The sequence below is a fragment of the Dictyobacter sp. Z7_2 genome, assembly GCF_057551105.1.
Genome location: NZ_BAAJPE010000001.1, coordinates 1,040,016 through 1,055,831, shown reverse-complemented (window position 1 = coordinate 1,055,831; position 15,816 = coordinate 1,040,016). Strand labels below are relative to the sequence as shown.

The 15,816-nt window shown below is 54.4% G+C and carries 8 protein-coding genes; 2 read left to right on the top strand and 6 right to left on the bottom strand.

The annotated features are described in order from the left end of the window. Positions 1 to 74: 74 nt before the first annotated feature. Entirely contained in the window at positions 75 to 833 is a 759-nt protein-coding gene (locus AC27N8_RS03890; protein ID WP_487064141.1) for a helix-turn-helix transcriptional regulator, read from the top strand. A gap of 44 nt (positions 834 to 877) precedes the next feature. Here AC27N8_RS03890 and AC27N8_RS03885 read toward each other — a convergent pair whose 3' ends face one another. From AC27N8_RS03885 to AC27N8_RS03870, 4 genes are all read right to left on the bottom strand, one after another. Beyond that, positions 878 to 1,150: a hypothetical protein gene (locus AC27N8_RS03885; RefSeq protein ID WP_487064139.1), complete on the bottom strand. Its 273-nt coding sequence runs from the start codon at positions 1,148 to 1,150 to the stop codon at positions 878 to 880. Then, positions 1,147 to 9,039 (bottom strand): amino acid adenylation domain-containing protein, encoded by a 7,893-nt coding sequence (locus AC27N8_RS03880; protein WP_487064137.1) that lies wholly within the window; start codon positions 9,037 to 9,039, stop codon positions 1,147 to 1,149. The genes AC27N8_RS03885 and AC27N8_RS03880 overlap by 4 nt, the downstream gene beginning before the upstream one ends. Positions 9,040 to 9,166: 127 nt before the next feature. After that, the gene (locus AC27N8_RS03875) at positions 9,167 to 12,547 is read right to left on the bottom strand and encodes a non-ribosomal peptide synthetase (protein ID WP_487064135.1); all 3,381 of its coding nucleotides are present in this window, start codon (positions 12,545 to 12,547) and stop codon (positions 9,167 to 9,169) included. A gap of 406 nt (positions 12,548 to 12,953) precedes the next feature. Next, positions 12,954 to 14,021 carry an HAD-IIIC family phosphatase gene (locus tag AC27N8_RS03870; protein WP_487064133.1) on the bottom strand — a complete coding sequence of 356 codons (1,068 nt, stop codon included), beginning with the start codon at positions 14,019 to 14,021 and terminating at the stop codon, positions 12,954 to 12,956. 105 nt (positions 14,022 to 14,126) lie between these two features. On the opposite strand from AC27N8_RS03870, the gene AC27N8_RS03865 reads away from it, so the two are divergent. After that, positions 14,127 to 14,417 carry a hypothetical protein gene (locus tag AC27N8_RS03865; RefSeq protein ID WP_487064131.1) on the top strand — a complete coding sequence of 97 codons (291 nt, stop codon included), beginning with the start codon at positions 14,127 to 14,129 and terminating at the stop codon, positions 14,415 to 14,417. Here AC27N8_RS03865 and AC27N8_RS03860 read toward each other — a convergent pair. Together AC27N8_RS03860 and AC27N8_RS03855 are read right to left on the bottom strand one after the other, a co-directional pair. Beyond that, entirely contained in the window at positions 14,389 to 15,516 is a 1,128-nt protein-coding gene (locus tag AC27N8_RS03860; RefSeq protein WP_487064129.1) for an acyl-CoA dehydrogenase family protein, read from the bottom strand. The genes AC27N8_RS03865 and AC27N8_RS03860 overlap by 29 nt on opposite strands. Before the next feature lie 24 nt (positions 15,517 to 15,540). Continuing rightward, positions 15,541 to 15,798 (bottom strand): acyl carrier protein, encoded by a 258-nt coding sequence (locus AC27N8_RS03855; protein WP_487064127.1) that lies wholly within the window; start codon positions 15,796 to 15,798, stop codon positions 15,541 to 15,543. Positions 15,799 to 15,816 lie beyond the last annotated feature (18 nt).

Genomic DNA, 15,816 nt, shown 5'->3' with positions numbered 1-15,816 from the left:
CCGCTGCATGACTATTGTTTCCTCTATCTCTGACATACGTGTATCTAGCGACATCAGGAAGGATGACTATCAAAATGATTCTCAATGAGAAACGTAATACAAGATCGAGCTTATTTTATGGGGTGACTGGCGCAGCCTTTGTCTTTGTGACGTTCGCCGCCGCCACGATATTATCAGGTCTACTGCATATCGCCCCGATCGCACAGCCATCATGGTGGATAATTGCTCTGCTCTGGGGTATCCTGATCATTTTTACTGCGACGCTTCAGATTCTGTTTCGACAACATATGCGTTATATTCCCTCCTGGGCCTATCAACAACGCAAACGACTCCTCAAGCAACGCAGAATGGAGACGGCCTTTCACATCGACAGCGAACCACCGCGCCGAGAGTTGCCACGCATGGAAGATCATCTTGGCTTGCTCGCGCCTCAGATCGCCAATGCGCTTGAGCATCCGTTCCGCGCTATGGGCGTACGCACCGAGGAATTTCATCAGGAGATCCATGCAGCCATCCATGCCCTCTACCATCTGGACGCCGACCGTCAGGCGCTCACGAACTGCTTGCAGAGTCTCTTGCTGGCGGCACAGGATAATTGGATGACTCTGGCAACGTTCTCTCCGCGTGAGCAAGAGATTATGGAGCTTCTTTTGCAGGATATCTCCTATAAAGACATGAGCCTGCGCCTCTATGTGAGCTCAAGTACGATCAAAACGCATATCTATCACATCTTTCAGAAGCTTGAGGTCTCAAATCGTGAAGAGGCCGCCCGGTTGATTCAGAAATATGGCTGGTTTCAGCCGCCACAGGTCAAGCAATTGTCAGTGCAATAGCCCGACGTTTATGCCCGGACTCGGACGGCCTCTTTCTCTAATAATCATTTCCAGGAAAAGATGGCATTGACCAGGAAAATAGTCAGACACATCATGCCAATGCCGCATAAACTAATATAACTATTTTGTACAGACGTAAGTATAACCATCGAAAAAATGCCAATCGTGACGACCGAAATGATCTCCAGGATCAGACGTTGACTGGCGGTAAGGCTTCCTCGGGCCTCAGGTTGCAATTTGCCTGCTGCTTGCCAGCCTTGATACTGACCTTCGCGATATCCTTCATACTGTTGTGCTACTGATTCCAAAGGTCTCATAATTCATCTGTCCTTTCTGATGTGGGTGCATTGGATAAAAGTTGAGCAAAGTCTGCTCGTGTGTATTCTGGATGTGCGCTGAGCTGATCGAGTATGAGTCGATAGCGAGCCTGGATGCGTTGAATCGTGGCGCGTTCAAAGAGCTGAGTATTATATTCGATGCTCATATTCATGCTCTCCCGGGCGATGTCCAGCGCCACCGTGAGATCAAATTTAGCCGTGGAGGTGTGCATATCCAGTCCCTTCACCTCCAGATTGGGCAGCGCCAGATCAACGGTCGCGTTATTCTGGAGCACAAACAGTACTTGAAACAGTGGAGAGATGCCCGGTTGCCGCACAGGATGCACGGCTTCGACGATCTGTTCAAAGGGCACATCTTGATGGTCATAAGCTCCCAGAGTCACATCGCGCACGCGGTGCAGGAGCTCGCGGCCCGTCGGATTGCCCGCGAGATTGGTACGGAGCGCCAGAGTGTTCACGAAGAAGCCGACGAGTGGCTCCAGGGCGGTGTGCGAACGATTGGCTATCGGAGAGCCTACTGTAATATCCTCTTGTTGGCTCTCCTGGGCGAGCAGGATCAGGAAGCCTGTCAGCAGAGTCATAAAGATGGTTACACCTTCGTGCTGACTGAACACCTGAAGCTGCTGGGCCAGTGATAAGGGCCAGTGTACAGAACAATGATCTCCCGGTACGGATTGTGTGACGATGCGTGGATGATCAGCCGGTAGGTGCAAGATGGGTGCGTCACTGAGTTGTCGCTTCCAGTAGCCGAGATGAGCAGCCAGCAGCGGTCCTTGCAGATATTGTCGCTGCCAGGCGACGAAGTCGACGTACTGGATGGCGAGTTCGGGCAGCGGCGAAGGTTTGCCTGTCAGGAAGGCATTATAAAGAGCGTTTAACTCTTGCGCCAGTACGCCAAGCGACCAGCCATCGCTGATGATGTGATGCATGACGAAGATCACGATATGCTTGCGCGGACCGAGACGTAGTATGTGGGTACGCAGGAGCGGTCCCTGTGCCAGATCGAATGGGTGCTGGACATGACGGTGAATCTCCTCTAAAAGAAGCGCCTGCCTTTCTGGTAAATCGCCATCCGGGAAGTCGATGATTTCTAGCGCTGCCTGCCCTAAGAGCTGAATGCGCTGGACCGGCGTCAGATGCTTCTTCGGAAAGATCGTGCGCAATACTTCGTGACGGCGTATGATCTCACTCATACATTGTTGCAAGACATCCAGTTTCAAGTTGCCGGTAAAATGTAAGACAATCGGAATATTATAAGTAGCGCTACTCCCTTCTAACTGATCCAGGAACCAGAGGCGTTGCTGCGCAAAGGAAAGTGGATACTCTTCCGTATGTGCAATCGGTACCAGAGCAGGAATATTATGCATCTGCGTTTCTGGCTGTTGGCTGGCCCGGGCTTGTTCAATGACGCTGGCTAGCTCGGCGATGGTCGAGGCGGCAAAGAACTGACGAATGGTGATGGTTACATGAAGCTCTTCCTGAAGAGCGGCGAGCATCTGCATTGCCAGCAAGGAATGTCCACCAATCTCGAAGAAATTGTCGTCGCGTTCGAGCGTCGGCAGCTTGAGGATCTTTTTCCAGATGTGCGCCAGCAACTCTTCAAGTGTCCCCTGTGGCACGTTTGCGCTGACATCCTCTGCTACGCGCTGCTGCTCCAGTGATCCCAGCTTTTGACGATCGATCTCTCCGCCGGGCGTGAGCGGAAATTCTGTGATGACGATGATCGCCGTGGGCAGCAAGGCCGCAGGAAGCTGTCTTTTGAGCGTGAGTCGCAAAAGTGCGACATCCAGGATACAATCGGCCTGCGGCTGTACGTATGCAATTAGCTGTGAGAGACCTTTTTGACTCTCGCTTGCAAGGACGACCACCTGGTGGATAGATGGTTGGCCTCGTAGGACCTGCTCGATCTCGCCCAGTTCCAGGTGGATCGTTCGTCGGTTCGCCTGCTGATCCAGCCTGTCCACATAGACAAGCTGTCCATCGATCCTCTGGTAGACCCGGTCGCCTGTGCGGTACATACGCCTCCCCTCTTCCTCGGACAATGGATCGGGCACAAAGTGTTCTGCGGTCAGGCCGGGCTGTCCCATATATCCTCTGCTAATCCCTTCGCCCGCCAGATATAATTCTCCGCGCAGTCCCGGTGGCACCGGCTGCTGCAAGTCGTCCAGAATATAGCCCCGGACGTTGGGGAGCGGCTTGCCTATCGCCAGATCTCCATTGATCTCCTGAGGCGATAACGCGGCGGGAACGTCGTAAAGTGTTGCGGTGACCGTCGTCTCGGCTGAACCGTAGGTATTGCTGAGCTTGATGCGATTGTCTACCAGCTCTTGCCACTGCCGCCAGAGTTCGACCTCTACTTTCTCCCCTCCGATCATGACCAGACGTAAGCCCGTAGGAAGTGGACGTGGAGAGCGATCCAGCTCATGTATCCACTTATACCAGTAGGAGGTTGGCAGATCAACGACACTGATCCTGGCAGCCTCCAGATAATCATGGAACTGTTCGATGGAGAGGCGTTGCGTGGGATGAAGTATCAGCGCCGCTCCGACGAGCCAGGTTGGAAAGATCTCCTCCACGGCTTTGTCAACGCTCAAGGAATTGAATTGCAATACCCGATCCCCGGCGGTCAGATGATAGTGGTGTGCGATGGCGCTGCTATGGTTGACTACGTTCTGATGTGTCACCAGCACTCCTCTGGGGCGTCCCGGCGAGTCGGCTGTATAGATGACATAGGCGAGCTGCTGGGGATTTTGCTCAGTAATCAGGGCATCTTTGCTCTCCTCCAGCCACCATGTTTCCGCCTCCGCCAGATAAAGCCGTGCGCTGTTGGTTGCTTGCAGGAGCGCATCATATTTTTGTTGCGTAAGCACTAACGTGAGATGAGCATCCGTGACGATAGCGTCCAACTGCTCCTGCGAGAGCTGTGGATTCAGCAGTACATAGGCTCCGCCGGCTTTCAGGATCGCTAACAAGCCGATCATTTGCTCCAGTGAGCTCTCCAGACACAGTCCGACCAGGACATCAACATCAATCCCTTGGCGCTGCAAGCTGTGTGCAATCTGATTCGTGCGCTGATCCAGTTCACGGTACGTGAGCTTCTGTGTGCCGTCTTGCAGGGCGATGGCGTTTGGTGTCCGTGTCGCTTGCTCACTAAAGAGTTCGTGCAGCAGTCGCTTGATAGGATAAGGGCCGGGCGTATGCTGCCAGTCCTGCACCAGTTGTTGACGCTCCCTGTCTGTGAGCAAGGAGATCTCTTGAATATGCATCTCGGGCTGCTCGACGAAGGCGCATAGGAGCATGTGATAGTGGCGCTGAAGGCGCTCGATCGTGGCCGCAGTGAATAATTGTGTATTGTATTTGATGGTCAATTGCAGACCATCAGGATGTTCGCGCATCACAAAGGCGAGGTCGAATTGCGTCGCCGGCGGCGTCACATCGACGTATTGGACGTGCAGATCATCTAGCTCTGGCGTGTAGGTCGGCGTGTTTTGCAGGAGAAAATGGACCTGGCGCAGGGGCAAGCGCGTGGGATCTCGTGGAGGCTGTGCCGCTTCCACGACTTGCTCGAATGGGACTTCATGATGACGGTAAGCGTCGAGAGCCAGCGTGGCGACGTGATGCAGCAATTGGTTCAGCGCTGGATTGCCCGAAAGATCAGCACGCAGAGCCAGATCATTGACGAATAAGCCTACCAGCATTTCTAATTCTGGATGGAGGCGATTGGCAACCGATGTGCCAACCACGAGATCTTCCTGTCCACTGTAGCGTGCCAGCAGGACAAAGAAGGCGGTGAGCAAGGTGATGAACAGCGTCACTTCTTCTTCCTGGCTGACCTTGAGGAGCTGCTGTGTCAGTTGTTGCGAGAGCTGGAAGTTCAGAGCACTCGCCGCAAACGTCTGGATGAGGGGTCGTGGATAATCTGTCGGCAGGGCCAGCGTGGGAGGCAATGGGGTAAAGCATGCTTTCCAGTAAGCAAGGTCCGCCGCGAAATGTGGAGCTCGATGAACGCGCTGCCAGATGACAAAATCTGTGTAGCGGATCGGTAGCTCTGGTAGCGGCGAAGGACGGCCAGGTCTGAAGGCGTTGTAGAGCTGACCGAGCTCTGCGCCGATGACTGAGAGCGACCAGCCATCGGCGATAATATGATGCATGGTGATGAGCAGCACATGTTGGCTGGTCTGGAGCTGGAGCAGGCGGATGCGTAGCAATGGTCCAAGGGCGATGTCGAAGGGACGCTGAACTTCCTGCTGGATTTCGCGCAGCACATAAGGGGCCATATGTATGTTTTGTGCCGACTGCTGTTCGCCTGCTTCTTCCCGCGTGCTTAGATCGACAAAGGTAAATGGCGGCGTGATGTGGTCATCGATAAACTGAAAAGGATTTCCATTGTTGATGCGGACCGTGCTACGGAGTGTCTCGTGACGGCGGATAATCTCGCGTAACGCTTGATAGAGCGCCAGACGATCAAGTGAGCCGCTCAGGGTGAAAACAAGTGGGACGTTGAACATAGCATTCGCATGCTCAAGCTGATCATCAAACCAGATGCGTTGCTGGGCAAAGGACAGCGGTAGTGGCGTATCCGGCGCAAGCACGCGATCATGCACAGAGGCGATCGGCTCCAGCGCTGTGTGTACCGCTGTGTGCTGGAGCTTTTCGGCTATCTGCGCAATGGTCGGGTTGGCAAAAAGATCTTCTACAGCGAGCGACTGTTGGAAATCGCGTTTGATACGCGCCAGCAGGCGGAATGCATGTAACGAATTGCCTCCGAGCGAGAAAAAGTTGTCGTGACGTCCAATCGTAGGCACAAGCAGGATCTCTTGCCAGAGATTGGCTAACCATTGTTCCTGCTTGCTCTGTGAGAGCGTATGTGGCGCTGCGCTCAGACGGAAGCGGGCATCACTGGGACTTGGCAACGCTTTGCGATCGACTTTGCCGTTGAGAGTCTGTGGCAGGCGCTCGAGTTGGATCAAGAAGCTCGGAACCATGTATGCTGGCAGACGATCCTGGAGGTACTGGCGGATCTGTGTCGTATCGTAATCAGACTGTGGCTGAGCGACCAGATAGGCGACCAATTGCTTGTTGCCTGGAACCTCCTCGATGGCAACGACGACGACGTCCGCGATGGTCGGATGCTGGCGCAATTGGGATTCGATCTCGCCGAGCTCGATGCGGAAGCCGCGTATCTTTACCTGATGATCTATGCGCCCGAGATAGTCGATATTCCCATCGGGACGATAGCGTACCAGATCGCCCGTTTTGTACAGGCGGCGACCGGAGATGCGGCTGAATGGATCAGAAACGAAGCGCTCGGCGGTGAGTTTGGGATGATTGAGATAACCATGAGCCTGTCCATCGCCGCCGAGGTAGAGCTCTCCAATAATCCCGATCGGTACCGGCTGCATCTGCGCATCGAGAATATACGCCTGCGTATTCGCCAGTGGACGACCAATCGAGACGGCTCCCGCTTCCTTCGGATCGAGTGTGGTCTCGGTCGAATAGGTTGTATCTTCGGTGGGACCGTACAGGTTGCAGACGCGCCGCACGCTGGTCTGCTCGTAGAGCGCTTGCACGAGATCTCGCGTGAGCGCCTCGCCTGCCAGATTTACTGTCCGCAACGAATCCGGTAGCTCGTTTGCGTTGAGTAAGGCGGTGGCGGCTGATGGGACGGTGTTAAGCAGCGTAATATGTTCTTGCTGTGCCAACTGTGGCAGGTCGAGGACGGAGACTGCCAGGATCGTCTTTCCGCCCCAGCTCAGAGGCGCGAAGATTTCAAAAATCGAGAGGTCAAAACAGATTGAGGTTCCGAAGAGAACTCCTGCTAGCTCATCATCTGAAAACTGCTGGCGCGACCAGTGCAGGAACGCCTGCGCACTTCTGTGACTGATACAGACTCCTTTCGGTCGGCCCGTTGAGCCGGAGGTGTAGATGATATAGGCAAGCTGCTCATTATGCATCTCGCACTGCAAGTTATCCGTGCTCTCCTGAGTGAAGAGCCCCGGCGTATCCAGGCAGAGAGCTTGCTCGGATGAGAATGGCATGCGTCCAAGCAGCTCCTGCTGCGTCAGGATCAGGACTGGCTGGGCATCCTGGATGGTGTACGCGAGGCGATCGCTCGGATAGGTCGGATCGAGCGGCAGGTAGGCCGCTCCGACTTTAAGGATGGCGAATACGCTGACAACCAGGTCGAGCGTACGCGTATGACAAAGTCCCACGATCTGTTCTGGTTCGACACCCTGACGCTGTAGAAGATGCGCCAATTGATTGGCTCGCTGGTTGAGCTGCTGATACGTCAACTGCTGCTGACCGTCGCTGAGTGCGATGGCCTGAGGCGTGCGCCGCACCTGTCGCTCGAAGAGATGGTGGATACCTTCCGTGAGTGTCAGCGGCTCGGTCAGATACGCTTCGTTCCAGGTATGTAAGATCGCTTCTCGTTCTTCCTCGGTCAGACAGGACAATGCGGAAAAGCTTTGCTCTGGTTCCTGCAAGAATGACTGTAGTAATTGGCGATAGTGTGCTTGTAAGCGCTCGATACTGGCTTTGTCGAAGAGATCGCTATTATAAGCAACCGAGAGCGCCAGCTGCTGATCATGCGCATGAAAAATAAAGGCGAGATCCTGTAGGGACGGCTCCGGCAGCGATGGATAGATATAGGCGGAAGTCCCGGTCAACGCTGGATGCTGATGAAATGTAAATGAGGCCTGAAAAAATGGGATACGCGTCAGATCATGCTGTGGATCAATCGCCTCGACGATCTGCTCCAAAGGGATCTCAGCGTGTCGATGCGCCGCGTTGAGTGTGCTATGTACCTGCTGCGCGACCTCACTGGCGGTCAAGCCCTCCGACAGCTGCACGCGGATCGGTATCTGCGTGGCAAAGTTGCCGATGATGGCTGTCAGTTCGGGGCTGCGATGCTCATCGAGGAAGCCCGCGACGATATCTGTTTGGCTGCTGTAGCGGTGCAGGAGCAGCCCAAAGATGGTAAATAGCAGGTGATCCAGTGGCAGCTTTTGCTGTTTACAAAAAACACGTGCCGCCTGTATCAAGGATGATGGTAATTCCAGCGTCGTTTGCGCTGGTTGGATCAGTGTCTGTGCAGCGCGGGCATGATCGTAGGGCAGATTCAGCGTCAGCGTTGCGCCGGTAAGCTGTTGCTTCCAGTAGCTCTGCTGTTCTTTGAGTACCGCCGCTTGAAGATAGTGCTGCTGCCAGTCTGCAAAGTCAGCATAAGTCAGGGAATCTGCTGGTTGCGCTGTCTGCTGACCGGTGACGGCTGCTTGATACAGCGTGATCAGTTCCTGACAGCAGAGATCCAGGCTGTAGCGATCGGCCAGCAGCGGATGCAGCGAGAGCAGCAAGATCTGTTCGTGCTGGTTAAGTCGTACCAGGCTGGCTTTGAGCAAGGGTTCATGCGCGACATCAAAGCTAGATGGTTGATGGGTTCTGAGTAGTCCGATGAGCGTTGAGGATTTCTCCTCCTCGACGATCGAAAGTGTCGCTGAAAGATCGGATTGAATGATCTGCACTGGCTGGTCGTGCTGTGTGGGAAAGGTCGCTCGCAAGATTTCATGACGCTCGACCAGCGTTTGTAAGCTCTGTTGCAGCAGATCTAGCTGTAGCTCCTCCTTGAAGCCGAGCACAGCCGTCAATGGTTGCGCTGGCTGGATTTGTTCTCGCCACCAGGATTGCTCCTGCGAGCGCGAGAGCGGATAACTTGAGCGGTCGGGACGTGCCAATACAATCGGCCGTGTGTCCTCAGACGTCTTGCGCTGTTGAGACTGGCTGGCTGCCGCCTCTTTCTGGAGGAGCTGTTTTAAGAGCATTTTCTTTTTGTCACTAAGATCTATGGATCTTCGATAGGTCGTACTCATATGCCTGTTCCTTTTGATTTCATGCGTCTCAACAACTCCCTGTGCATGATAATTGGCAGTATTTTCTGCGTCGATGTGCATCCTTTTATGACTGGATTGATAGGTGTTTTTTTAACTCAAGATGTAATTATTCTTGCAGCATTGCATCGACTTCATCTTCTGAAAGATTGGCAATCGATAATAGTAGATGTGCAGTCGTTTCAACACTTTCGCGTGTCTCTTCATCTTGCAATAGCATCTCGGCAATCCCGGCGATTGTTGGTTTGTCAAAAAATGGGCGTAGGAGGAGTTCAACCTCAAATGTTTCGTAGACGCGAGCCAATAATTGTGTTGCCAGCAAGGAGTGTCCACCCAGGGTGAAGAAGTTATGATGGACGCCGATGCGCTCCTGATTGAGCACTCCGCGCCATATGTCTGTGAGCACTTCTTCAAGTTCGGTGGTTGGTGCCACATAGTCTTCTATCTCTGCGAGCGGATTCAGTTCGACTGCCGGGAGCGCTTTGCGATTGATCTTTCCGCTGACGGTTAATGGGAAAGCGTCGATGATCACATAGGCCGAAGGAAGCATGTACTCGGGCAAGACATTTCTCAATCGCTCCTGTACCTCTGGTAGGTTGAACGTGCTGTCGCTCTGCGGCAAGAGATAGGCGACGAGCTGAGGATGTCCGGGAAGATCTTCGCGTAGCAGCACGACCGTTTCCTGAATCTCTGGCTGACTGCGCAGGGCTTGCTCGATCTCTCCCAACTCGATGCGGAAACCGCGCAGCTTGACTTGCTGATCCAGGCGCTCGACATAGACGATCTCGCCGTCTCGCCTCCGATAGACGCGATCGCCAGTCCGATACATGCGCCTGCCCTCTTCTCCGCTGAATGGATCAGGAACAAAGCGTTCTCCCGTACTCCTTGCCTGTCCCAGATAGCCTCGACTGACTCCGGCTCCGCCGACATATAATTCTCCGCGCACGCCCAATGGCACGAGTTCCTGTCGCTCGTCCAGGACATAGCTGATGACGTTGGAGAGCGGATTGCCGATAGGAAAGGCGCCGATTTTTTCGGCAGGTGAAAGTGTCGTTGGGACATCGTAAGCGAGCGCGGTCACGGTTGTCTCGGTGGGACCATAGGTATTGCTCAAGACGACTTGATTGCCTACCTGCTCCTCCCATTGACGCCAGCGCTCACCATCGGCTTTTTCTCCGCCAATGATGACCAGGCGTAATGTCGGCGGTAACGGTAGTGGATGTCGGGCCAGTTCCTGCGCCCACACGTGCCAGTAAGCTGTCGGTAGGTCGACGATGCTGATCTGGTGCTCTTCCAGCCAGGCGTGAAATTGCTCGAACGATGTGGGCAGCTCGTTGGGACGCAAGATGAGTGTCGCTCCGCTGAGCCAGGCGGGAAAGATCTCTTCCACGGCGGCATCAAAGCTCAAAGAGCTGAATTGCAGGATGTGGTCTTCCGCCGTGATGTCGTAGCGCTGCATGATGGCTGAGCAATGGTTAATCACGTTGCTATGCGTAATCAGTACACCCTTTGGTCGTCCAGTTGAGCCTGAGGTGAAGATGACATAGGCTAGCTGCTTGGCATGATCCTGATTGACTGGCGTGAGCTGACTTTCATCTTCCCACCATGCCGACTCTTCCAGGTCCAGCCAGGTCCGGCCTACCTGCTCCAGATGCTCCAACTCCTTCTGCTTGCTCAAGACCAGTTCTATCTGCGCGTCGAGCAGGATCGCTTCGATGCGTTCCGCTGGCATAGTTGGGTCCAATGGAACATAGGTGCCGCCAGCCTTCAAGATCGCCAGGAGACCAACCATCTGCTCAAGCGAGCGCTCCAGACAGAGTCCGACCAGCACCTCCGGACCTACTCCCCGACGCTGCAAGCTGTGCGCGATCTGATTGGTCAACTGATCCAGTTCTTGATACGTGAGCTTCCTCTGATCATCCTGGAGCGCAATCGAGTTTGGTGTGCGAGCCGCTTGTTCGGTAAACAGATCGTGCAGCAGACGTGTCGTCGGATAGTCCTGCTCGGTCTGGTTCCAGCTCTGGATCTGTTGCGCACGTTCCTCGGGCGTCAAAATAACGATGTCCTGAATTGTGATCTCCGGATTCTCGCAGAAGCAGTCGAGGACCGTTATGTAGTGCCTTTGAAATTGTGTGATAAATTCGGCTGAGAAGAGGTCGGCGTTATATTCGATATAGCAGACTAATTCCTGTGGCAGCTCCTGCACGTTGAGCAGGAGATCGAACTTGGCATCCTCACGCTCGATCTCGATGCCCTCGAAGGTAACTCCTTCGAAGCTAGCGGTCGTCATCGCGCTATTTTGCAGTACCAGCATGACCTGGAAGAGCGGATTATGCTGGAGGTCTCTGTCCGCCGGAAGCGTGCGCTCGAAGGGCACATTCTGATGTTTCTGACCATCCAGGGTGATCTTGCGCGTGCGCTGTAGCAGCTCGTGGATGGTTGGATTATCCGCTAATTCGCTGCGAAAAACGAGCGTGTTGGCAAAGAAGCCGATCAGCTTTTCCACTTCGGGCACGCTACGATTGGCTCCCGAGGAGCCAACGATCACGTCGGTGACGCCGTTATACCGTGCCAGCGTGACCTGAAGCGCTGCCAGGAGCGCCATAAAATTTGTCACTGCCTCGCGCTGACAGGCGGCCCGTAGATTCTCCTTGAACGAGGCGGGCAGCGTAAAGAAGTGGGTTGCGCCTCGATAACTGGATGTGATTGGCCCCGTTCGATCAGGTGGCAGGCTGACCGCTGTCGGAGCCTCCTCCAACTGCTCGCGCCAGTACTCAAGCGACTTTTCTAGAGCCTCTTCCGGGAGCAGGTTGCGCTGCCAGTAGGCGTAATCGGGATATTGGACAGGTAGCGGCTCTAATGGAGATGCTAATCCCAGACTATAGGCTTTATATAACGTTATCAGTTCTTCAAAGAAGATATTTACAGACCAGAAGTCGGCGATAATATGGTGCAGTACCATGACCAGGATATGTTCTTGCTCCGAAATGTGTAACATGCTGACACGTAACAGAGGTCCCGTGGCGAGATCAAATGGTCGCTGCGTCTCGCTCTGGACAAAGTTTTCCACGTGGGCAGCGAGATCCTGTGCGGCATCCTCGGCCAGCTCAGAGCCAGCGATTTCAATCGATTGAGTAGGAGAAATACGCTGTACAGGTTGTCCATCGCGCTGCTCAAAGGTTGTCCGCAGCGCCTCATGGCGACGGACAATCTCATCCAGGCACGCCTGCAATATCTGCTGACTGATGGCTCCGCGCACACGGAGCGCCAGCGGAATGTGATAAGCGCCGCTTCCAGGCTCCAATTGTTCAAGAAACCAGACGCGCTGCTGCGTCAGAGAAACCGGTGCCATCTCTCGCTCTGGACGCGGTGGAATCGTCAAGATGGGCTGCGTGGATATGGTTTCGTTGCGCATCCGGCTCTTTAAAAGAGCCATCTGCTCAGGTGTCAGAGCCGCTCGGCGTTTCGCTAATTCTTGTTGCAGTGACATAGCTTCTTTCTCCCTCAATTCATATGTGCTTTGTCAAAGGTCATCGCGCTAGGCAGAATGCCCCTTTGCACTAGGCGTAAATGCTTGCCGACGTAGCGCCGTGGTCTTGTAATTCGCTTGATCGCGACGTACCTGGCGACCAGTTCACGCACGAAAAATCTTGCTATAAGGATCTGCATGCACAATTGCCAGTCGCTTTGAGCAAGGATGATCGGTAAAACGATATTCGTAGCATGATCTTTCTCTTCTTCGGCATTGTGTGACAAAATTGGGCGTTACGTACGTCACGAGTCCGCCGGGCGCAAGACCACGGCGCTACGTCTGCTGGCTTGATCTCTTCAGTGGAGACGTATCACTATCTGGAGCACAAGATCACGGCGCTACTGCGTTTGACTTGCAAGCAATATTAAGATTGTTCTTGCAAGTGGAGTTTTACATAAGGAGGAACGGGGGCAATGGTGGTCAGGTCATGTTCAAAGACCAGCATGCCGTCGTGATTGGCGACCTCCCGAAAACCTCCTAACTTATACGTGATCAGCATCATGCGATTCTTCTCGTTGGGCACAAACTCGGCGCGCAGTCGCACGCCAGCGGCTTTGGCCTGGCGCATGATATGACTGATCAAGGTGTTGCCGACTCCACGCGACATGACGCGGCAGGACATCAGTAGTAGCTTGAGTGTCCAGTATTCGGGCTCGCACTTGATCAGAGCTACTCCGATCTTGCCGTAGGAGCCATACTTGTCTTCCAGTCCGGCGATGAGGAGTTGATGATCCTCTGAGATGCGGAAGGCGTTCAGTTCGTCATATGAGTAGGTATAGCCTGTCGTGTTTAATTGATGCGTGCGGACGGTTAATTCTTCCGCTCGTTGCAGATCTTTCTCCTCGGCGGTCGTGATGGTGAAAACCATATCCAGAGTAGCCAGGAACTCCTCGGTCGGGCCAACGTATTCCTGTTCGGCCTGATTGCGCTCGACGTCGCTCTGATACATCTGGCGACGCTTTGCCGAATCCTCGGTGATAAAGCGTGGATTGGTCCCCGGGAAGTCCAGGATCTGCTCGATGCCTGCGATGTCGAGGCAGAGGACCTGCGGATGCACATGCGCGACTTCCTCACGCTCAAAGCCCTGGTCGTCGACGAAGATCAGCGTGTCCTTGCCTATGTTGATCGATTTGGCGATGGTCTCGATGGCGCTCGATTTGGCGTTCCAGCCGATCTGTGGATAGAGGAAGTACTGCTGGATGCCCAACTCCTTCAACTTCTGCATCGTCGTGTCGTGATCGTTTTTGCTGGCGATCGAGTGCAGGATGCCGCGCTGATCCAGCGTCTTGATGATCTCGATCACATGCGTGCGCAACTGTACCTGTTGATCCTCAAGTAGAGTACCATCCCACAACGTGTTATCCAGATCCCAGATAACGCACTTGATGGTGCCGACTGCCTGTGCCTTTTTGGCGGGTGCTTGCTGTATCATCCTGATGTTGGCCCTTTCCATAATTTTACCTGGTCATGTTTTCAAACGTAATGCTTTATCAACTGTCATCGCGTCTCTGTCGCATCGGAGACGCGTCTCCCAAACATGCCCGAAAGGCGATGGGATGAGACGCTCACCCACGTAGCGCCGTGGTCTTGTAATTCGCTTGATCGCGACGTACCCGGCGGCCAGTTCACGTACGGAAACGTCCCCCATCGACGATATTTCGTCTTATCTTGCCGCATTGGGTGGCAAAAACGAGCGGATCATACGTCACGTGGCCGCCGGGCGCAAGACCACGGCGCTACGTCTGCTGGCCTATCACCTCACGGCTTTGCGGATCTGTTTTGGATGCTTGCATACGACGCTACTGGTATCCGCCGCTGGCGATGGTGATCTGCTGAATCTGCGTGCTGCCCTCGATAATCTCCATCACGCGGGAATCGCGCAGATAGCGCTGCACCGAGTAATCGCTGCTACAGCCGTTGGCTCCGTGCAGCTGGACGGCGTCGTTGGCCGATTGGCTGGCTTTGACGGATGCAAAATACTTGGCTATCCAGGTTTGCATCACGGTATTGGGATCTCCCTGCTCTTTGGAGTAGCCTGCTTGCAGGCAGAGTAGCCGGGCCGCACTCAGATTGGTGATCATCTCGGTAAGCATCTGCTGTATCAACTGGTGCTCTTTGAGATAGACTCCGAATTGCTTGCGCTGACTGCTGTAGCTCAGAGAGTCCTCCAGGCAGGCTCGCTGGATGCCGACCGATCCCCAGGCGACGCAGTAGCGTCCGACATCGAGGGCCGAGCTGGCGATGGAGGCCAGGCCGAAGCCGCGTCCTCCCAGCTGATTCTGGGCCGGGATCTGGCAATCGTTCAGGAATAGCTCGGCGACCATCGAGGCGCGTGTCCCCAGGATGCCTGTGATCGGACTTGTCGAGAAGCCGGGCGTGTCACGCTCGACCAGAAAGGCTGAGACGCTTGATCCGTTGCGTGCGAAGATTAAGAAAAGATCGGCGATCTGACCATAGGTCATCCATTTTTTATGGCCCTGCAAGCTGTATCCCTGCTCGTTGGACGTGGCCGTCGTCTGGATACTTTTGGCGTCGCTTCCGACTTCGGGCTCACTCAGTCCAAAGGCCGCGATCGTCTGGCCCGAAGCCAGGCGCGGGAGCCAGTAGGCTTTCTGCGCTTTGCTTCCCCAGCGCGAGATGGCGTAGCTGACCATGCTATGGACAGTGAGCAGGCTGCGCAAAGACGAGCATCCCCGGCCGAGCGCTTCATTGAGCAGTCCAAAGGTGATCATATCCATGCCGGTGCCACCATACTCCGGAGAGATAATGGCACCGAGATATCCTTGCTGCGCCATGCGCTGAATGATCTCCAGGGGCACGCGCTCCTCGCGATCGTAGCGGTCGGCATTGGGCTGTATCTCTGCTTGCACAAAGGCTCGAAAGCTATCCTGACTCTCTTGCTGTTGTGGCGTCAGTTCTATACGCATACATTGCTCCATAACTGGCATTGGCTAATTGACGGATGCTACTTCTGATGTCGTCTTCTTCTCAATCAGAGCTGCAATGGCGTTGACGGTGCGGAAATTGTCGATATCCAGATCGTCGTTGCTGACCTCGATGCCGAAGTCCTTCTCGACGAACAGTACCAGCTGCATCGCAAACAGCGAGTTTACGAAGCCCAGTGCGAAGATATCCTGGTCATCTTGCAGATCGTAGTTCTGGATGTAGCGAGCGAGAAAGGTCTTGATCAGAGTTTTGTTGCTTTCCATGATGTGATTGCTCCTTCT

Bases quoted from the DNA above. Each gene is read 5' to 3' on its own strand.
- AC27N8_RS03890 (WP_487064141.1), top strand. From the start codon at position 75: ATGATTCTCAATGAGAAACGTAATACAAGATCGAGCTTATTTTATGGG.
- AC27N8_RS03885 (WP_487064139.1), bottom strand. From the start codon at position 1,150: ATGAGACCTTTGGAATCAGTAGCACAACAGTATGAAGGATATCGCGAA.
- AC27N8_RS03880 (WP_487064137.1), bottom strand. From the start codon at position 9,039: ATGAGTACGACCTATCGAAGATCCATAGATCTTAGTGACAAAAAGAAA.
- AC27N8_RS03875 (WP_487064135.1), bottom strand. From the start codon at position 12,547: ATGTCACTGCAACAAGAATTAGCGAAACGCCGAGCGGCTCTGACACCT.
- AC27N8_RS03870 (WP_487064133.1), bottom strand. From the start codon at position 14,021: ATGATACAGCAAGCACCCGCCAAAAAGGCACAGGCAGTCGGCACCATC.
- AC27N8_RS03865 (WP_487064131.1), top strand. From the start codon at position 14,127: ATGCCCGAAAGGCGATGGGATGAGACGCTCACCCACGTAGCGCCGTGG.
- AC27N8_RS03860 (WP_487064129.1), bottom strand. From the start codon at position 15,516: ATGCGTATAGAACTGACGCCACAACAGCAAGAGAGTCAGGATAGCTTT.
- AC27N8_RS03855 (WP_487064127.1), bottom strand. From the start codon at position 15,798: ATGGAAAGCAACAAAACTCTGATCAAGACCTTTCTCGCTCGCTACATC.